The following is an 18181-nucleotide window of genomic DNA, read 5'->3' as shown; positions in this document are numbered from 1 at the left end:
TCCTGAAAGAGCCACGTGTTGCCCTCCTGGTTTGTTGAGTGAACCAGTGTTTCACTCATCGATATGAACATACTCCGCGAAGGGCATTTCGCGGGAGTGCCGGAATTGTTAAAACCGTGTTTCGGGACGAACGGCCCGCACCACGGTCGGTGAAAAAGGGTCGACGAAGCGACCCGTGACGCTTCAGTTCACGCGCTCAGTCGTCAGTGACTGAGGATGCCTGCACCGATCGCGTCGACATCGGCGACTCCGTCTCGGGAGCCGCCCTGCTCGAGCACTCTGCCCAGTCGCGCCGCAGCGTCGCGGAGCTCCGAGGCCGTCTCGAGAACCTGTTCGTCGTTCATGCGATAGCCGGGGCCGCTCACCCAGAGGGCGTACGGCGTTCCGTCGCCGACCCGCACGGGGGCGGCGACAGCGGTGAGCCCGTCTTCGAGCTCGGAGCGCGTCACGGCATAACCGCGCTCACGCACCTCGGCGAGCGAGTCGGCGAACGCCTCGAAGCTCGCGAAGGCCGACACCGGGGGTCGCCCGGCATCGCGTTCGAAATCGGCGCGCACGACTTCGGGGTCACCGAAGGCGAGCAGCGCACGACCGGTCGACGTTCGCCACGCCGACAGACGCCGAGGCACGGGCCGCGGCGCATGACCGATGAGGTGCGGGCCCTGGACCTCGGCGAGCACCATCACCTCCGACTCGGCGAGCCGGTCGATGCCGGCCGTCTCTCGCGTGCTCTGCGTGAGATCACGCAGCACGCGGAAGGTGAAGCGGGCGACCGATCCCTCGGAGATGAGCGACTCCGCCATGAAGACGAGGTCGAGCGAGAGTCGGTAGCGCTTGCCGAGTGGGTCGAGCGCGAGCCATCCCTCTCGTTCGAGCGAACCGAGCACGCGGTGGCACGTCGCCTTCGAGATGTCGACCTCGCGAGCGAGATCGGAGAGCCCGATGCCGTCGGGGTGCGCCGCGACCGCGCGCACGATGGCGACGGTCTTCTGAACCAGGCCGAGATCCCCCGCCATGTCTACCCCTCCGATTTCGTGTCGATGTTAGTGGAACGCTCGGGCGAGCGATTCGATGGTCTCGAGCTTCCGACCGCCGAGCGGGTTGAGCACGGGGACGCGCACCCCCGCCTCGTGGTACTCCTCGAGCTTCTCGACGACATCCGCCGTCGTGCCCGCCGCCGCGACCCGCAGTACAGCCTCGTCGGGAAGCAGCACCATCGCGCGCTTGATGTCGTCGGGTGTCGCGGGCCAGCCCGCGACCTGCTTGATGCGGTCGACGAGCTCGGGCTCGACGCCGCAGTGCTCGGCGATGTGCGGCTGTTGCATGAGGTAGAGCGTGAGGAACGCCTTGCACGCGTCGATCGCGCTGCGCGGGTCGTCGTCGTCGACCGCGACGGCGATCGCCTGGGTGATGTCGATCGAGGTGCGGCCGTCGGCGCGGGCGGCGAGGCCCTTGTCGATCGACGCGCGCGCCGACGTGAGGTAGTCGACGGGCAGCAGGAAGTCGAGGTAGACGCCGTCCATCGTCTCGCCCGCGAGCTGGAGCATGCGGGGGCCCACGGCGCCGGCATAGATGGGGATGTCGACCTCGACATTCTCGGCGTACATGCGGTCGAACCGCACGCCGTCCATGTGAACGAACTCGCCGTCGACCGTGACCTCTTCATTGCGGAAGAACGCCTGCAGCACGCCGACGTACTCGCGCATCGCGACGACGGGCTTCGAGAGCGGCGTTCCGACGCGGCTCGCGAGCGGCTCCCACCACGCGCCGATGCCGAGCACGATGCGGCCGGGCGCGATCTCGTCGAGCGTCTTGAACGTCACGGCCATGAGCGCCGCATTCCTCGACTTGTTGTTGACGACGCCCGAGCCGATGCGCACGGTGTTCGTGCGCTCGGCGAGGAGGGCCATGATGCTGACCGCGTCGCGCGTGAGCCGGCCTTCGGCGACCCACAGCGAATCGAATCCGTGGTTCTCGGCGATCTCGGCCGCCGCCCACGTCTCCTCGAGGGTGAAGCGTTCGCCGAGGTGGATGCCGAGGGGAATACGCACGGTCAGTTGCCCTTTCGTTCGGTGATGGGGAGCGCGGGCAGGGCCTCGCGCTTCCGCCGGAGGTAGGTTCCGCGACCGGCGATGCCGTCGACGGGTTCGCCGTTCTCGGCGATCAGTTCGCCGCGTGAGAAGACGAGCCGGGGTGAGCCCGACACGGTCATCCCCTCGTAGACGCTGTAGTCCGAGCGGCTGTGCGCCGTCGCGACACCGAGGGTGCGCGCGTCGGCCGGGTCCCAGACGAGGATGTCGGCGTCGGCGCCGGGCACGAGCGCGCCCTTCCGGCCCTCGAGGCCGAAGAGGCGCGCGGGGGCCGTCGCGGTGAGCTCGACGAAGCGTTCGGGCGAGAGGCGACCGGATGCCACGCCGGCCTCCCACATGACCATGAGGCGCTCCTCGATACCCGGCACGCCGTTCGGCGCCGCCGTGAAGTTTCCGCGGCCGGAGGCCTTCTGCGGCGGGAGGTCGTCCTGATGCTCGAGCGTGAAGGCCGCGTGGTCGGTGCCGATCGTGTCGATGACGCCGCGCTCGATCGCGTCCCACAGGTCGGCCTGGTTCGAGCGCTCGCGGATCGGCGGCGAGCAGATGTAGCCGACGGCGGGGAAGCCGAGGTCGCGGTAGTCCTCGTAGGCAACCGTGAGGTACTGCGGGCAGGTCTCGGCGAACACGCGGGCGCCGCGGGCGCGGTGCCGGGCGACCTCGCGAGCCGCGGCTCCGGCCGACACGTGCACGATGAAGACGTCGCTGCCGACGCGCTCGGCGAGGAGCACGGCGCGGTTGACCGCCTCCTCCTCGGCGATCGCCGGGTGGGCGGCGAGGTGACGGTGCTCGGCGACGTCGTCGGTGGAGACGAGCTGCTGGATGGCGTCGGCGACGAGGTGGCCGTTCTCGGCGTGCACGATCGGCAGCACGCCCTCTTCACGACCGAGCGCGAAGCCGCGGAGCAGCACGTCGTCGGTGACCATCGAGCCGGGGTAGGCCATGAAGAACTTCCAGCTCGCGACGCCCTCCTCGCGGGCGAGTCGCACGAGCTGGTCGAACGAGTCGTCGTCGGCCGCGGTCGGCGGCACGATCGGGTGGAACGAGAAGTCGACGGCGCTCGCCTCGTCGGCGCGGGCCCGTCGCTCGATGAACGCGTCGTAGATGCCGACACCGGCGGGGGCGCGCACGAAGTCGATGATGCTCGTCGTTCCGCCGCACGCCGCCGCGATCGTGCCCGACTCGAAGTCGTCGGCCGTGCGGGTGTGACCGCTCGCGACGCGGTGCTCGAGGTGGGTGTGGGTGTCGATGCCGCCGGGCAGCAGCAGGCACCCCGTCGCGTCGATGATCTCGGTGTCGGCGAGGTCCCACTCGGCCGAGTCGCCGATCGCGGCGATGACCCCGTCGACGACGAGGATGTCGGCGCGGAAGCGCGCGCTCGCGGTGACGACGTCGCCGTGGAGGAAAGCGCTGCGCATGGGGCCTCGGTTCACTCAATGAACAATTGGTTCACTGAACATACCAGCGTTGCGTTTCGCGCAGGTTTCTTTTTTGCCGGTCGTCCCGGCCGTCATCCCCGCCGGCGGTTCTACGCCTCGGCGCGACCCTCCGAGAAGCCGTCGGCGTACCCCTCGGCATAGCCCGCCTCGCGTCCCTCGGCGATGGCCTCGTCGGTCCCGAGGCGGAACATGTCGCGCTCGGCGGGCCGCACGATGCTCGACGCACCCGGTAGATCGAGCTCCCCGACGATGCGCGCGAGTCCGCGCACGACCGCGACGGGACGACCCGAGGCCTTGCCCTTCACGAGATCGGTCGCGGCCGCGAGCTCGTCGGCGAGGCACGGCTGCGTCACGGCGAGGGGCTTGCCGCTCGCGTCGACCGTGCCGCGCAGGTCGTCGAAGACATGCACTCCCGCGGCGCCGATCGCGACATCCGTCTGCCCCTCGCGCCAGGGCCGGCCGAGGGTGTCGCTCACGATCACGCCGATCTCGCGGCCCGTGAGAGAACGGATGCCGGTCGCGATCTCGCGCGCCGAGGCATCCGGGTCGAGCGGGAGGAGCAGCACGGTGCCCTCGTCGGTGTTCGACGCATCGACGCCCGCCGCGGCGCCCACGACGCCGAGGCGGTTCTCGACGATGCGCGTCACGCCGCCGGGGTACTCGCGGCGCGCGACGAGCCGCACGGTCTCGGCCGTGATCGCGTCCTCGCGATCGGCCGCGGCGACGATGCGCCCCTCGGCCTTCGAGATGATCTTCGACGTGATGACGAGGATGTCGCCGTCGTCGAGCGAGTCGGCGACCGCCGCGCCGATGAGGGCGACGAGATCATCGCCCGCGCGCACCTCGCCGATTCCGTCGAGAGCCCAGATCGAGAGAGTCATCGCACCACCTTCGGAAGCACATCGCGCCCGTACACCTCGATGAACTCACGCTGATTGCGACCCACGTTGTGCACGTGGATGCGATCGACGCCGAGGTCGGCGAAACGCTGCAGATGCGCCCGGTGCGCATCGGGGTCGGACGAGATGAAGACGTTGCCGACGAAGTCGTCGACACGGACCATGCGCGCCATCTGCGCGAAGTCGAAGGGCGAACGGATGTCGGCGGTGGGGAATCGCAGGGCCGCATCGGCACCCTCGGCGAGGGCGTTGCGTGCCGCCTGCTCGTCGGTCTCGGCCCACGACACGGCGACCTGCAACACCTTGGTCCCGGGAGGTCGCCCGGCTTCGCGGCATCCCTCGTCGAAGCGGCGGAAGAGGGCGTCGAGACGTTCGTCGGGGGCCTCGACCGTGACGATGCCGTCGACCGTCTTGCCCGCGCGCTTGGCCGTGACCGGCCCCGACGTCGCGACGAAGAGCGGAGGCGGGGTGGCCGGCATCGTCCACAGGCGTGCCGACTCGAGCGAGAAGTACGGGCCGGCGTGCTTGACGTCGCGGCCCGCGACGCCGCTCGCGAAGAGCTTCTTGATGACGTCGATCGCCTCGAACATGCGCGCGATGCGCTCGGGCGCCTCGGGCCAGTACTGGCCGACGACGTGCTCGTTGATCGCCTCACCGGAGCCGATCGCGAGCCAGTGCCGACCGGGGAACAGTGCGGCGAGCGTCGCCGAGGCCTGAGCGACGACCGCGGGATGCATGCGGTAGCCGGGCGTCGTGATCGCGCCGATGCCGCCCGTCGTCTGGGCGCCGAGGGCTCCGAGCACGCTCCACGCGAACGACGCCTCGCCTTGCGCGGGCACGCGCGGCTGGAAGCGGTCGTTGGCGACGGTGCCGTCGAATCCGTGCTGCTCGGCGAGCACCGCGAGCGCGACCGCTTCGGCCGGGGCGAACTGCTCGAGGCGGGCTGCGTAGCCGATGAAGGGCGTGGTCACCCGTCGATTCTCTCAGCCGTGCGGGTGGGCGCGCCGCCGGATCACCTGAATCACGAGCCCGATGACGATGAGCGCGAAGAACGTCATCGACCCGATGAACACCGCGGGGCTCGGCAGGAAGACGACGGCGAGCGACGCGATCGTGAGCCCGGCGAGCAGACCCACCATCCACCACACCCGACGATTCGACGGGGTGGGCTCAGCTGGTTCGTCGTCCATGTCGCGAGCGTAGCTCCGCGGTGTGACAGGCGGCAGCCCGCGAGATGGGGGTGGCGTCGGCGGTGTCGTCGGTGGTGTCGTCCTAGGCTGGGGCCCATGCGCATCGCCACCTGGAACGTCAACTCGATCCGCACTCGAGTCGGTCGCGTCGTCGACTGGCTCGTCCGCGAGGACATCGACGTGCTCGCCATGCAGGAGATCAAGTGCAAGCCCGAGCAGTTCCCCCTCGAGGCGTTCGAGGAGGCCGGTTACGAGCTCGCGATCCACGGCCTCAACCAGTGGAACGGGGTCGCCATCGCGAGTCGTGAACCGCTCTCCGACATCCAGGTCGACTTCCCCGGCCAGCCCGGATTCCTCAAGGGCCAGGAGGGCCCCGACCTGCCAACCGAGGCGCGCGCGATCGGCGCGACCGCAGGCGGCGTGCGCGTCTGGAGCCTCTACGTGCCGAACGGCCGTGCGCTCGGCGACCCGCATTATGCGTACAAGCTCGACTGGTACCGGGCGCTCACCGACTACACGCGCGCCGAGGTCACCGCGAACCCCGAGCTGCCGTTCGCGCTCGTCGGCGACTTCAACGTCGCGCCGCTCGACGCCGACATGGGCGACCCGAGCTTCGTGCTCGGCGAGTCGACCCACGTGTCGGAGCCCGAGCGCGCGGCGTTCGCCGCCCTCGAAGCGGCTGGCGTCGCGGATGTCGTGCGCCCCCTGGTTCCCGAGGGATACACCTTCTGGGACTACAAGCAGCTGCGCTTCCCCCGCAACGAGGGCATGCGCATCGACTTCGTGCTCGGCTCCCCGGCCTTCGCCGACGCCGTCACCGGGGCGTCCATCCACCGCGAGGAGCGGAAGGGCGATGCGCCGAGCGACCACGTTCCCGTCGTCGTCGACCTCGAGCTCGACGGGGATGACGATGATCGGCCGATGATTTTCTGAGTTGGGTTGCGGCCCCTCTTCCCGAGCTCTCGCCTTCCCTTTCCCTTTCCCCTTCTCCTCCCCTTCCCCTTCCCCTTCCCGTCGGGCAGCCGTGCGCGCGGATGCTGCAGACCGACGCGAACGCCGCGTTTCGCCCGCGACGCGCCGAAGCAGCACTGATTCCGCAGCATCCGTGTACGTGACGGATGTCGATTGAGACCCATCTCCCCCTCAAATCCCCGTGGTTCGGCGAGTTATCCACAGGGGGTCGGCGGGGTCGGTCGGATGTCGGTGGTTCGAACTAGCCTTCTAATGTGATCGAATCGACGGGCGAGGCGGGCGGTGGCCCCGAGGGTGCTGATGGTGCGCTCGATGGCGCCTTGGACAGTGCTTCCGGCGCTCCCGATCATGCGGCTGGCCCGCGGGGCGTGACGATCTCGCAGGCCGAGCTGCTCGACATGGTCATGACCGATGCCGAGCAGTTCGCGTTCGAGACGAACCGCATTGCCGCACGTCGTCTCGCGACGATCGGTCGGGCGATTCGGATGGCGCGGGAGAACCCGAGCATATACGTGCTGCCCGAGTTGCTGTCTCGTGCCGAAGCTCGGGACTGGGCGGTGCGGGCCGCGGCGACCGAGCTGTCGATGCGGTTGCTCATCCCGACAGCGACGGTGTTGAACGAAGCCGCCGAGGCACACACGCTCACGGCACGACTGCCGAAGCTATGGCTCGAGTTCCTCGACGGTGCCACGTCGTACCCGATCGTGCGTGCCGCCGTCGAAGCGATCACCGGGTGGGACGACGACGACGCCGTCGCCCGGTTCGATACCGAGCTCGCCGGAATCGCCGGACGTGTCACCGTCGCATCGTTCCGATCCCGGGCGAAGCGCCTGCGCGACCGCCTCAGCGCCGCAACCCTCGCCGAACGCCACCGGCGTGCGCTCACCGAACGACGGGTCGTGTTCGAGGACGCCCCCGAGGGCATGATGTGGCTCCACGCCCTCATCCCGGCCCTCGACGGAGTCAAGATCCGCACCCGGTTGAACGCGACCGCCAAGCAAGCCTCCCGGGTTACCGGTGAGACCCGCACTCGCGATCAGCTGCGCGCCGACCAGTTCTCCGCCTGGCTCACCGGCGCCGGAACCCCCACTGCCGTGCAGACGCGTGTGCTCGTCACGGTGCCGCTCATCGCGGGACTCCTGGAGAAGCCCGTCCGTGATGCGCGCACCACTCCCACACCGCCACCCACCGCATCAGGTCTGCCCGAGCACCCCTGGCTCGACGTCGCCACGATCGACGGATACGGACCGATCAGCACCGAGACTGCCCGCCAGATCTTCGACACCGCGACCGCGTTCCGTCGCCTCATCGTCGACCCGATCACCGCGGAACCGCTCTACCTCGACCGCACCCAATACCGACCATCACAGGCACAACGCGACTGGCTCACCCTCACCTACCAACGCTGCAGCCGCCCCGGATGCAACAGCTTGGCCGCCACCTCGGATATCGACCACATCCACGACTGGGCTCACGGCGGCAGAACCGACATCGACAACCTGGCACCACTCTGCCCACCCGACCACACGCTCAAACACACCACGTCGCTCGGGCCAGAACAGACACCCGAACCGAGACCCGAACAGGCACCCGAAACGAAGAAGAGCGCCGACGTTCGAGCAACTCTCGAGCACCTCCTCACCTCGAGCGCGCCCCCAGACGGACCCGATTCAGACCGCGCCACCCGCGACTGGCCCGACGAGAACCTCACCCTCGACCCGAAACCGCCCCGCCGCCGCTGGACCAGCCCCACCGGCTACATCAGCGACACCGAACCGCCACCCTTCTGACGCCCGTCGCGCCCGCAGCGCGCCCCCTGCGTACCCACAAGCACGCCGCACCGTTACCAGCGCGTGAACACTCGCACAAGCCCAATCGCGAAATTAGTTAGACGATCTAGTTACTTCTAGTCTCGAAGGGTGCCGACCGCCAGGATGAGAGAGCAGAGAGGCTGACATCCATGAACACTGCAGCGCAGTTCAACACCGACAACGGGTGCTACACCGTGAAGAAGATGAGCGACACCCTCTTCGCCGTCTCTGCCGGAGAGAAGGTGCTCGGCTTCGTCGAGCGCGCGGGCTCCGTCTGGGTCGCCTCGCGCGGACGGTACCTCTCCAAAGCCGTCGAGGTCGCCCAGTCGCCCGACTTCGACCTCGCCTTGCACCGCCTCGAAGCCTGAAGACCAGAAACTCCGAACTCCCGCACCACTCACCTTCCCTCCCCAACGAACGGACCCCCATGACGTCGACCCCCTACCCGCTCGGTGTCACCCTCCGCGAGGACGGCGCGAACGTCGCCGTGTACTCCGAGACGGCAGAGTCGATCACGGTGTGCATCCTCGGCGACGACGGGCAGGAGACCCCGACGGTGCTGCGCCGCCGCACGGGCCACGTGTTCCACGACCACGTGCCGGGTCTCGTTCCGGGCACGCGCTACGGCCTCCGCGTCGACGGCCCGTGGGACCCGGCGAACGGCCTGCGGCACAATCCCGCGAAGCTGCTGCTCGACCCGCACGCGCGTGCGATCACGGGCGAGTACACGTGGGGGCAGGCACCGTTCGCGTACACCCTCGGCGAGCCCGACGAGCGGGATGACACCGACTCCGCGTCATCCGTCGCCCACGCGATCGTGACCGATCCGCACTCCTTCGACTGGGAGGGCGACACGTCGCCCCTCACACCCCTCGCCGACACGATCGTCTACGAGGTGCACGTGAAGGGCTTCTCGCAGCTGAACCCCGACGTGCCCGAGGAGATCCGCGGCACGTACGCGGGGCTCGCGCACCCGGCATCCATCGCCTACCTCAAGGACCTCGGCGTCACGGCGGTCGAGCTGCTGCCCGTGCACCAGTTCGTGCAGGACTCGCACCTCGAGGAGAAGGGCCTCCGCAACTACTGGGGCTACAACTCGATCGGATTCTTCGCGCCCTACGGCCCCTACTCGTCGGCGGGCGACACGGGCGGCCAGGTCGACGAGTTCAAGGCGATGGTCAAGGCGCTCCACGCTGCGGGGCTCGAGGTCATCCTCGACGTCGTCTACAACCACACCGCCGAGGGCAACCACCTCGGCCCCACGCTCTCGTTCAAGGGCATCGACAACGCGTCGTACTACCGTCTCGTCGACGAGGACCGCGAGCACTACTTCGACACGACGGGCACCGGCAACAGCGTCAACGTCGGCCACCCCGCCGCGCTCGGCCTCATCATGGACTCGCTGCGCTACTGGGTCACCGAGATGCACGTCGACGGCTTCCGCTTCGACCTTGCGACGACGCTCACCCGCCAGGACGGCTCGGCCGAGATGCACAGCGCGTTCCTCTCGCTCATCGAGCAGGACCCGACGCTCGCTCCGGTCAAGATGATCGCCGAGCCGTGGGACACCGCGGGCTATCAGGTCGGCGGCTTCCCGGCGAGCTGGTCGGAGTGGAACGGGAAGTTCCGCGACGACGTGCGCGACTTCTGGAACGGCGCCGACAGCGTGCTCGGCACCCTCGCGCAGCGCATCCTCGGCAGCCCCGACGTGTACGAGTCGTCGCGCCGCTCGCCGCTGTCGAGCGTCAACTTCGTCACGGCTCACGACGGGTTCACCCTCGCCGACCTCACCGCCTACTCGCGCAAGCACAACGCCGCGAACGGCGAGGACGGCAACGACGGCGAGAGCGACAACCGCTCGAACAACAACGGCGCCGAAGGGCCGACCGAGGATGCCGCGGTCAACGCCCGACGCGACCGGCAACGTCGCAACCTGCTCGCGAGCCTGCTGCTCTCGGCGGGTGTTCCGATGATCCTCGGCGGCGACGAGATCGCCCGCACCCAGGGCGGCAACAACAACGCCTACTGCCAGGACAACGAGGTGTCGTGGTTCGACTGGGCGAACGCGGATGACGCCCTGCTGGCGTTCACCCGACGGCTGATCGAACTCCGCCGCAGCGAGCGCGCGCTCCGCCCCTCGTGGTTCCGCCAGGGCCCCGAGTCGTCGGCGAAGGCACGCGTCGGTCTCTCGCGCTCCGACGGCGAGGAGTTCGCCGACGAGGACTGGGACAACCCCGACGCCCGCTCGATCGCGTTCGTGTTCGAGCACGACGGGTCGGCCTCGTTCGCGCTGCTCCTCAACGCCGCCGAGAACGGCGTCGAGTTCGCCGTTCCGCCGGCTCCGGGCGAGGCATGGACGTTCGAGCTCTCGAGCGACCCCGAACAGTCGTACGACGAGGCATCGGAGACGACGATCGTGCGCGGGACGTCGTTCACCCTCCTCCGGTCGGCGGCGTGATGGCTGTTCCGACCTCGACCTATCGGCTGCAGATCACGGCCGACTTCACGCTGCACGACGCGGCGGCGACGGTGCCGTACCTCAGCGCACTCGGCGCGGGTGCGGTGTACCTCTCCCCGATCCTCGCGGCGCACGCCGGGTCGACGCACGGGTACGACGTCGTCGACCCGACGCGCATCGACCCCGACCGCGGCGGACCGGAGGGTCTCCGCGCGCTCTCCGAAGCGGCCCACGCGCACGGACTCGCGGTCGTCGTCGACATCGTCCCGAACCACATGGGCGTCGAGGATGCCGGTGAGAACCGTCTCTGGTGGCAGATGCTGCTGCACGGCGAGGGCTCCGATGCCGCGCGCTACTTCGACGTCGAGTGGGATGCCGCCGACGGCCGCATCCGACTGCCCGTCCTCGGCGACGACGACGGGCTCGACGACCTGCGTATCGAGGGCGATGAGCTGCACTACTTCGATCACCGTTTCCCGATCGCTCCGGGCACGGCCGACGACGGAGCCGATGCCCGCACGGTGCACGACCGTCAGCACTACGAGCTCGTCGACTGGCGTCGCGCCGACAGCGAGCTCAACTACCGCCGCTTCTTCGCCGTCACGACGCTCGCCGCACTGCGCGTCGAAGACGAGCACGTGTTCGCCGAGACGCACATCGAGGTCGCGCGCTGGTTCGACGAGGGCCTCGTCGACGCCCTCCGCGTCGACCACCCCGACGGACTCCGCGACCCCGTCGACTACCTCGAACGCCTCCGCACCCTCACGCACGGCGCCCCCGTCTGGATCGAGAAGATCCTCGAACCGGGCGAACGCCTGCCCGTGACCTTCGCGACGGCCGGCACGACGGGCTACGACGCGCTCTCGGCCCTCGACCGCGTCTCGATCGACCCGACCGGGCTCGGCACCCTCGCCGAGGCGACGGGCTCTGCGGCGAGCGCCGACGACTGGCACGAGCAGACGCGCGATTCCCGTCGAGTCGTCGCCTCCGGCATCCTGCGCTCCGAGGTCAATCGACTCGCCCGCCTGCTCCCCGACGAACCGGGCATGACCGAGGCGCTCATTGAGACGCTCGCGTCGTTCGGCGTGTACCGCTCCTACCTCCCGATCGGTGCGCAGTACCTGCGGGCCGCGCTCGAGGCGGCTGCGACGTCGCGCCCCGATCTGACGCGCGCGCTCGGCATCCTCGGCCCGCTCCTCGGCGATGCCGAGCACCCCGCGGCGATCCGCTTCCAGCAGACGTCGGGCATGGTGATGGCGAAGGGCATCGAGGATGCCGCGTTCTACCGTTTCGCCGCGCCCGCCTCACTCGCCGAGGTCGGGGCCGACCCCGCCGACATCGGGGGTGTCGACGCCTTCCACGAGGCGCAGCGCGAGCGCCTGACCTCGTGGCCCGACGCCATGACAACGCTCAGTACCCACGACACGAAGCGCAGCGAAGACGTGCGCGCACGCATCAACGCGCTGAGCGAGAGCCCTGAGATCTGGCTCGATGCCGCGGCATCCCTCGGCACCGAACTCGGCGCGGGCGACGTCACGCTCGCGGCGCTCATCGGCCAGTCGCTGATCGGAGCGTGGCCGCTCTCGCGCACCCGCGCCCAGGACTATGCGCTCAAGGCCGCGCGCGAGGGCGGCGTCGTCACCTCGTGGACCGACGCCGACGAGGCCGCAGAGGCACGCATCTGCGCCGCCGTCGACGCCCTGTTCGACGACGACGCGCACCGCGCCGCGCTCGAGACCGCGGTCGACTCCGTCGTCACGGCCGGCCGCATCACGAGTCTCGTCGCCAAGGCCCTGCAGCTCGCCTCCCCCGGTGTGCCCGACGTCTACCAGGGCAGCGAGCTCTGGGATCTCTCGCTCGTCGACCCCGACAACCGACGACCGGTCGACTTCGCGGCGCGCATCGACCTGCTCGAACGGCTCGATTCCGGCTGGCTTCCGGATGTCTCCGACGACGGTGCGGCGAAGCTGCTCGTCGTCTCGCGACTGCTCCGGCTGCGCCGCGATCGGCCCGAGGCGTTCACGGGCTACGAACCGTTGCACGCCACCGGAAGCGCGGCCGACCACGTCATCGCCTTCTCCCGCGGCGGCGTCACGATCGTCGCGGCGCGGCTTCCGCTCGGGCTTGCCCGACAGGGCGGCTGGGGCGACACCGTCATCGCTCTTCCCGGTGCGGGTCGCGCCGACATCCTCACGGGCGAAGCCGTGCCGGACGGCGAGGTGCTCGTCGCCGACCTGCTCGCGCGCTACCCCGTCGCGGTGATCGCATGAGCGGCGTCTTCTCGGTCTGGGCACCGCACGCGAGCGTCGTCGAGCTCGACCGCGGCGGCGACCGGTCGGTGCTCGCGCGCGACCTGACCCGACCCGGATGGTGGCACGCACCGCACCTCATCGCCGAACACGGCGACGAGTACGCCTTCGTCGTCGACGGGCAGGGTCCGTTCGCCGACCCGCGCTCGCGGCGTCAGCCGCACGGCGTGCACGGTGCGTCTCGCATCGAACGCTCCGAGCCCGCGAGCGACACCGACTGGGCCGGGCGCGATCTCGTCGGAGCCGTCGGCTACGAGCTGCACATCGGCACGTTCACGCCGGGCGGCACGCTCGATTCGGCGATCGAGCGGCTCGACCACCTCGCCGGCCTCGGCGTCGACTATGTCGAGCTCCTTCCCGTCAACGCCTTCAACGGCGATCGCGGCTGGGGCTACGACGGCGTGTTCTGGTTCGCCGTGCACGAGGTCTACGGAGGCCCCGACGCCTACCGGCGCTTCGTCGCCGCGTGCCACGAGCGCGGACTCGCCGTCGTGCAGGACGTCGTCTACAACCACCTCGGCCCGAGCGGCAATGTGCTCGGCCGGTTCGGCCCGTACCTCTCCGACGGCGACGGCCCGTGGGGCTCGGGCGTCAACCTCGACGGGCCCGACTCCGACGAGGTGCGCGCCTACATCATCGACAACGCGCTCCTCTGGATCGAGGAGTACGGGGTCGACGGCCTCCGGCTCGACGCCGTGCACGCACTGCACGACTCGCGCGCCGTGCACCTCCTCGAAGAGCTCGCCGAACGCGTCGACGATGCGGCGTCCCGCCTCGGCCGACCCGTGACCCTCATCGCCGAGTCCGACCTCAACGACCCGCGCATGATCACGGCGCGCGAGCCCGGTGGCCGCGGCGGCCATGGCCTCGGAGCGCAGTGGGACGACGACGTTCACCACGCCCTGCACGTGGCCCTCACCGGTGAGACGAGCGGGTATTACGCCGACTTCGCGAGCCTCGACTCGCTCGCGTACGTGCTCGAGAACGGGTTCTTCCACGACGGCTCGTACTCGAGCTTCCGCGGTCGCCACCACGGCCGACCGATCGATCGATCGACGACCCCGCCCTCACGACTCGTGGTCTCGAGCCAGAACCACGATCAGATCGGCAACCGTGCCGCGGGCGACCGCCTCACTGCGACGGTGTCCGAAGGTCGCCTCGCGATCGCCGCAGCACTGACCCTCCTCGGTCCCTTCTCCCCCCTGCTCTTCATGGGTGAGGAGTGGGCGGCGTCGACACCGTGGCAGTACTTCACGTCGCACCCCGAACCCGACCTCGGCCGCGCGGTCGTCGAGGGGCGCACGAACGAGTTCGCGCGCATGGGGTGGGACCCGGCACTCGTGCCCGACCCGCAAGACCCCGAGACGTTCCGTCGTTCGACGCTCGACTGGTCGGAGCCGGGCGGCGAGAATCACGCCCGCATGCTGGACTGGTACCGCCGACTGACCGCGATCCGTCGCGCCGTGCGCACCGCGCCGGGGTTCCGCGACGACTTCGCGGCCGTGCGGGCGGAAGTCGACGCGTCATCCGGTCTCGTCCGCCTCGAGTTCGGCACCGTGCGCGTGCTCGCCCACCTCGGTGACGACGAACTCGCGATCGGCAGTGAGCCCGCGGCATCCATCGAGGAGTTCTTCGGAGCCCACCGCACGGGCGACACCCTCGTGCTCGGCCCCGACGGAGTCGCGATACTGGTCTCATGACCGACAGCACGCCGCGCCGCGATTCGACCGACCTCGTCGCATCGATCCTGCTGCTCGTGGTGCTCGTCACGGCGGCGCTCATCGCCTCGACGTTCGGCCTCTTCCTCGGCTTCGCGAGCGATGCGTGCGGCACGGGCACGTGCGACTACGCGCTCCTCAACGCGGGCGGCGCGCTCGCCCTGTTCGGGCCGCTCGTCGTCGGTCTCGTGGGCATCATCGTCACGATCGTGCGACTCGTGCGTCGCCGCCGCGCGTACTGGGTGCCGCTCGCCGCGATCATCACGATCGCCGCGGTGTGGGGGAGCGGTTTCGGCGTCGTCGAGCTCGCCGTGCAGGGGTCGGTGAGCTGACTCTCGGTGCGCTGACTCTCAGCGCCCCGTGAAGCGCTCCATCGAGCGGTAGACGCCGAGGCCGTTGCCGACGACGCGATCGAAGACGCGCGTCGGCAAGACGGCGCGCAGCACGCGGGAGAGCCCGACGCTCCAGGGCAGCTGCACGAGCGGGGCACCGCGCAGCATGGCCTTCCAGACGCTGTCGACGACGACGTCGGGGTTCAGGATCGGCGCGAGGAACGGCCCGCGCGCACCCTCGAACATGCCCGTGTCGATGTACGACGGCGTCACCGTCGTGACGCGAACGTTCGTGTGCTCGGCCTGCTCGAGCTCGAGCCGGAGCGACTCGCTCCAGCCGATGAGAGCCGCCTTGGATGCCGCGTAGACGGCCATCCGCGGATTGCCGAGCGTTCCCGCGGCCGAGGCGATGTTGACGATGCGCGCCTCGCGGTAGGCATTCGCGAGCATGCCGGGCAGGAACTCGCGCGTGATGTACATGGGCGCGAGCGCGTTGACCTGCATCGTCGGGCGGGTGTCCTCGCCGTTGTCGGTGGCCCAGAAGTACGCGTTGCCGCGCACGATGCCCGCGTTGTTGACGAGGATGTCGGGGTTGCCCACCTCGCGGCGCACCTTCTGCGCCGACTTCGCGATCGCGCCGAGGTCGGCGACGTCGACGACGAACGAGTGGATGCGGGTGCGACCGCGCGACCGCGATCCGAGCTCCTCGACCGTGCGGCCGAGCGACGCGGCATCCCGATCCCAGAGGATGACAGCCGCAGCGCCCTCGTCGATCGCGCGAATCGCATAGAGACGCCCCATGCCGCTCGCCGCGCCCGTGATGAGGACTCGCGCTCCGCGCACTGTTCTGGTCATCCCTCCATTGTCGCAACTCGCGCCAGTGTTACGCCGTGTATCGCCCCGATGTGATGTGTTACGCGCTGCTCGCTACCGTCGTCGTGACGCCCCTACGCTTTGGAGTTTCCATGTCCTCGACCGCCAGCGCGCACGTCGCCACCGCCGATCAGGCGTTCGGCGTGTCCTTCGACGGCGTCGGCCGGGCGTTCCCGTCGGGCAAGGGCGAGAGCCGCACGGTGCTCCGCGACGTCACGATCGACGTCGAGCCGGGCGAGATCCTCGCGATCCTCGGCACGAGCGGCTGCGGCAAGTCGACGCTCCTCCGCATGGTCGGCGGGCTCGACGCGCCGACGGCGGGCTCCGTGCGCATCGACGGATCCGCCGCGGCGACCTACGACGCGCGCTGCGCCGTCGGCTTCCAGGAGCCGCGCCTGCTGCCGTGGCGGTCGATCGCCGAGAACATCGCCCTCGGCCTTCCGAAGCGCACGCCCGCGTCATCCGCTCGCGACACCGTCGCCCGCCTCATCGATCTCGTCGGCCTCTCCGACTTCGCGGGGCACCGCCCCCGCGAGGTGTCGGGCGGCATGGCGCAGCGCACCTCGCTCGCCCGCGCCCTCGCCCGCAACCCCGGCGTGCTCCTGCTCGACGAACCGTTCGGCGCCCTCGACGCCCTCACGCGCCTCAAGATGCAAGACCTGCTGCTCGACGTGCACGCGGCCGCGCCGACGACGGTGCTGCTCGTCACGCACGACGTCGACGAGGCCCTGCAGCTCGCCGATCGCATCATCCTGCTCGGGCGCGAGGGCGACACGGCGGGCGCGACGATCCGCGAGACCATCGTCGTTCCCGGCCACCGGCCCCGCGACCGCGGCTCGGCCGAACTCGCCGAACTGCGCGGGCGTCTGCTCGCCGGTCTCGGCATCGATCGCCACGGTGAGGCCCGCGGCATCGAGAGCACCCGCACCATTCCGCACTACCCCTACTAGTCCCTCCCACCGAGAGAACCGGATTCCATGTCACGCACAGCATTCACGACGGCGCTCGTCGCCGCGACGGCAGCCGCCACCCTCCTCCTGACCGGTTGCGTCGCCGGCGAGAACGCCGCAGCCCCGGCCGCGACCGAAGGCGCCGGAACCGAGAGCGTCGAGGGCCAGTCGCTCACGCTCGACTTCGCGACCTACAACCCGCTGAGCCTCATCATCAAGGACCAGGGCTGGCTCGAGGATGCCGGCGTCGACGTCACCTGGGTGCAGTCGGCCGGCTCGAACAAGGCCAACGAGGCGCTCCGCGCCGGTGCGATCGACGTCGGCTCGACCGCCGGTTCGGCCGCTCTCCTCGCGCGCTCGAACGGTTCGCCCATCCAGGTCATCGACATCTACTCGCAGCCCGAGTGGGCCGCGATCGTCGTCGGGCCCGACTCGACCACGACCGACGTCGCCGAGCTGAAGGGCAAGAAGGTCGCCGCGACGAAGGGCACCGACCCCTACTTCTTCCTGCTCCAGTCGCTCGAAGAGGCGGGCCTCTCGCCCGAGGACGTCACGGTCGAGAACCTGCAGCACGCCGACGGCTGGTCCGCCCTGCAGAGCGGCGCGGTCGACGCGTGGGCCGGACTCGACCCGATCATGGCCGGTGCCGAAGAAGCGGGCGCGAAGCTCATCTACCGCAACGTCGACTTCAACAGCTACGGCTTCCTGAACGCCCGCGAGGACTTCATCGAGTCGAGCCCCGCGCTCGCGCAGCTCGTCGTCGACGCGTACGAGCACGCTCGCGCCTGGGCCGCCGAGAACCCCGAAGAGACCGCGCAGATCCTCGCGGATGTCGCGGGCCTCGAGCTCCCCGTCGCGCAGAAGGTCATCCTCGAGCGCTCGAACCTCGACGTCGACCCGGTTCCCGGCCAGGCGCAGATCGACGTGCTCACGACCATCGGCCCGATCTTCGTCGAGCTCGGTGACGTGCAGACGCAGGAGCAGGTCGACGAAGCCCTCGCGACGATCGTCAACGACTCGTTCGTGACGCAGGCCGACCCGAGCCGCTTCAACTAGCAATCGAGAATCGCCGTTTGTGCTGAGAATCGCCGCTCTACCGGACGATCTCGACACGAACGGCGATTCTCGCCGACACACCGTACG

Annotated in this window: 16 protein-coding genes; 9 read left to right on the top strand and 7 right to left on the bottom strand. The window is 69.7% G+C overall.

Annotated features, from left to right (window positions below; translation table 11 throughout):
* Nucleotides 1–203 precede the first annotated feature (203 nt).
* From BJ972_RS12970 to BJ972_RS12945, 6 genes are all read right to left on the bottom strand, one after another.
* Nucleotides 204–1016 carry an IclR family transcriptional regulator gene (locus BJ972_RS12970; protein ID WP_129172061.1) on the bottom strand — a complete coding sequence of 271 codons (813 nt, stop codon included), beginning with the start codon at nucleotides 1014–1016 and terminating at the stop codon, nucleotides 204–206.
* A gap of 27 nt (nucleotides 1017–1043) precedes the next feature.
* Entirely contained in the window at nucleotides 1044–2051 is a 1008-nt protein-coding gene (locus tag BJ972_RS12965) for an LLM class flavin-dependent oxidoreductase (protein WP_129172062.1), read from the bottom strand.
* 2 nt (nucleotides 2052–2053) lie between these two features.
* Nucleotides 2054–3505 (bottom strand): dihydropyrimidinase, encoded by a 1452-nt coding sequence (gene hydA, locus BJ972_RS12960; RefSeq protein ID WP_129172063.1) that lies wholly within the window; start codon nucleotides 3503–3505, stop codon nucleotides 2054–2056.
* A gap of 110 nt (nucleotides 3506–3615) precedes the next feature.
* Nucleotides 3616–4407: a coenzyme F420-0:L-glutamate ligase gene (locus BJ972_RS12955; protein ID WP_129172064.1), complete on the bottom strand. Its 792-nt coding sequence runs from the start codon at nucleotides 4405–4407 to the stop codon at nucleotides 3616–3618.
* Entirely contained in the window at nucleotides 4404–5396 is a 993-nt protein-coding gene (locus tag BJ972_RS12950) for a TIGR03557 family F420-dependent LLM class oxidoreductase (RefSeq protein ID WP_129172065.1), read from the bottom strand. The genes BJ972_RS12955 and BJ972_RS12950 overlap by 4 nt, the downstream gene beginning before the upstream one ends.
* Before the next feature lie 12 nt (nucleotides 5397–5408).
* Nucleotides 5409–5615: a hypothetical protein gene (locus BJ972_RS12945; protein WP_129172066.1), complete on the bottom strand. Its 207-nt coding sequence runs from the start codon at nucleotides 5613–5615 to the stop codon at nucleotides 5409–5411.
* Nucleotides 5616–5711: 96 nt separating this feature from the next.
* Here BJ972_RS12945 and BJ972_RS12940 point away from each other — a divergent pair, with 96 nt between their 5' ends.
* From BJ972_RS12940 to BJ972_RS12910, 7 genes are all read left to right on the top strand, one after another.
* Nucleotides 5712–6548 carry an exodeoxyribonuclease III gene (locus BJ972_RS12940; RefSeq protein WP_129172067.1) on the top strand — a complete coding sequence of 279 codons (837 nt, stop codon included), beginning with the start codon at nucleotides 5712–5714 and terminating at the stop codon, nucleotides 6546–6548.
* A gap of 293 nt (nucleotides 6549–6841) precedes the next feature.
* Entirely contained in the window at nucleotides 6842–8377 is a 1536-nt protein-coding gene (locus BJ972_RS12935; RefSeq protein ID WP_129172068.1) for an HNH endonuclease signature motif containing protein, read from the top strand.
* 170 nt (nucleotides 8378–8547) lie between these two features.
* Nucleotides 8548–8766: a hypothetical protein gene (locus BJ972_RS12930; RefSeq protein ID WP_129172069.1), complete on the top strand. Its 219-nt coding sequence runs from the start codon at nucleotides 8548–8550 to the stop codon at nucleotides 8764–8766.
* Between the two features lie 59 nt (nucleotides 8767–8825).
* On the top strand, nucleotides 8826–10856 hold the full coding sequence (gene glgX / locus BJ972_RS12925) for a glycogen debranching protein GlgX (RefSeq protein WP_129172070.1): 2031 nt from the start codon (nucleotides 8826–8828) through the stop codon (nucleotides 10854–10856).
* The gene (gene treY, locus BJ972_RS12920) at nucleotides 10856–13126 is read left to right on the top strand and encodes a malto-oligosyltrehalose synthase (RefSeq protein ID WP_129172071.1); all 2271 of its coding nucleotides are present in this window, start codon (nucleotides 10856–10858) and stop codon (nucleotides 13124–13126) included. Before glgX ends, treY begins: the two co-directional genes overlap by 1 nt.
* The gene (gene treZ, locus BJ972_RS12915) at nucleotides 13123–14865 is read left to right on the top strand and encodes a malto-oligosyltrehalose trehalohydrolase (protein ID WP_129172072.1); all 1743 of its coding nucleotides are present in this window, start codon (nucleotides 13123–13125) and stop codon (nucleotides 14863–14865) included. Before treY ends, treZ begins: the two co-directional genes overlap by 4 nt.
* Nucleotides 14862–15215, top strand: a complete 354-nt coding sequence (locus BJ972_RS12910; protein WP_129172073.1) for a hypothetical protein — start codon at nucleotides 14862–14864, stop codon at nucleotides 15213–15215. The genes treZ and BJ972_RS12910 overlap by 4 nt, the downstream gene beginning before the upstream one ends.
* An 18-nt stretch (nucleotides 15216–15233) precedes the next feature.
* On the opposite strand, the gene BJ972_RS12905 is transcribed toward BJ972_RS12910, so the two are convergent.
* Nucleotides 15234–16070: an SDR family oxidoreductase gene (locus tag BJ972_RS12905; RefSeq protein WP_129172074.1), complete on the bottom strand. Its 837-nt coding sequence runs from the start codon at nucleotides 16068–16070 to the stop codon at nucleotides 15234–15236.
* Between the two features lie 110 nt (nucleotides 16071–16180).
* On the opposite strand from BJ972_RS12905, the gene BJ972_RS12900 reads away from it, so the two are divergent.
* A complete protein-coding gene (locus tag BJ972_RS12900; RefSeq protein WP_129172075.1) occupies nucleotides 16181–17038 on the top strand; it encodes an ABC transporter ATP-binding protein in 858 nt (285 codons plus the stop codon).
* Between the two features lie 27 nt (nucleotides 17039–17065).
* Nucleotides 17066–18094 carry an aliphatic sulfonate ABC transporter substrate-binding protein gene (locus tag BJ972_RS12895; RefSeq protein ID WP_129172076.1) on the top strand — a complete coding sequence of 343 codons (1029 nt, stop codon included), beginning with the start codon at nucleotides 17066–17068 and terminating at the stop codon, nucleotides 18092–18094.
* Nucleotides 18095–18181: the final 87 nt, after the last annotated feature.

This window comes from Agromyces atrinae (assembly GCF_013407835.1).
GTDB classification, from domain to species: Bacteria; Actinomycetota; Actinomycetes; order Actinomycetales; family Microbacteriaceae; genus Agromyces; species Agromyces atrinae.
This window is presented reverse-complemented; position numbering and strand designations above follow the sequence as displayed.

What these genes read in the sequence shown, in the direction of transcription:
- BJ972_RS12970 (WP_129172061.1), bottom strand. Translation starts at nt 1,016, where the DNA reads ATGGCGGGGGATCTCGGCCTGGTTCAGAAGACCGTCGCCATCGTGCGC.
- hydA (WP_129172063.1), bottom strand. Translation starts at nt 3,505, where the DNA reads ATGCGCAGCGCTTTCCTCCACGGCGACGTCGTCACCGCGAGCGCGCGC.
- BJ972_RS12955 (WP_129172064.1), bottom strand. Translation starts at nt 4,407, where the DNA reads ATGACTCTCTCGATCTGGGCTCTCGACGGAATCGGCGAGGTGCGCGCG.
- BJ972_RS12945 (WP_129172066.1), bottom strand. Translation starts at nt 5,615, where the DNA reads ATGGACGACGAACCAGCTGAGCCCACCCCGTCGAATCGTCGGGTGTGG.
- BJ972_RS12940 (WP_129172067.1), top strand. Translation starts at nt 5,712, where the DNA reads ATGCGCATCGCCACCTGGAACGTCAACTCGATCCGCACTCGAGTCGGT.
- BJ972_RS12930 (WP_129172069.1), top strand. Translation starts at nt 8,548, where the DNA reads ATGAACACTGCAGCGCAGTTCAACACCGACAACGGGTGCTACACCGTG.
- glgX (WP_129172070.1), top strand. Translation starts at nt 8,826, where the DNA reads ATGACGTCGACCCCCTACCCGCTCGGTGTCACCCTCCGCGAGGACGGC.
- treY (WP_129172071.1), top strand. Translation starts at nt 10,856, where the DNA reads ATGGCTGTTCCGACCTCGACCTATCGGCTGCAGATCACGGCCGACTTC.
- treZ (WP_129172072.1), top strand. Translation starts at nt 13,123, where the DNA reads ATGAGCGGCGTCTTCTCGGTCTGGGCACCGCACGCGAGCGTCGTCGAG.
- BJ972_RS12910 (WP_129172073.1), top strand. Translation starts at nt 14,862, where the DNA reads ATGACCGACAGCACGCCGCGCCGCGATTCGACCGACCTCGTCGCATCG.
- BJ972_RS12905 (WP_129172074.1), bottom strand. Translation starts at nt 16,070, where the DNA reads ATGACCAGAACAGTGCGCGGAGCGCGAGTCCTCATCACGGGCGCGGCG.
- BJ972_RS12900 (WP_129172075.1), top strand. Translation starts at nt 16,181, where the DNA reads ATGTCCTCGACCGCCAGCGCGCACGTCGCCACCGCCGATCAGGCGTTC.
- BJ972_RS12895 (WP_129172076.1), top strand. Translation starts at nt 17,066, where the DNA reads ATGTCACGCACAGCATTCACGACGGCGCTCGTCGCCGCGACGGCAGCC.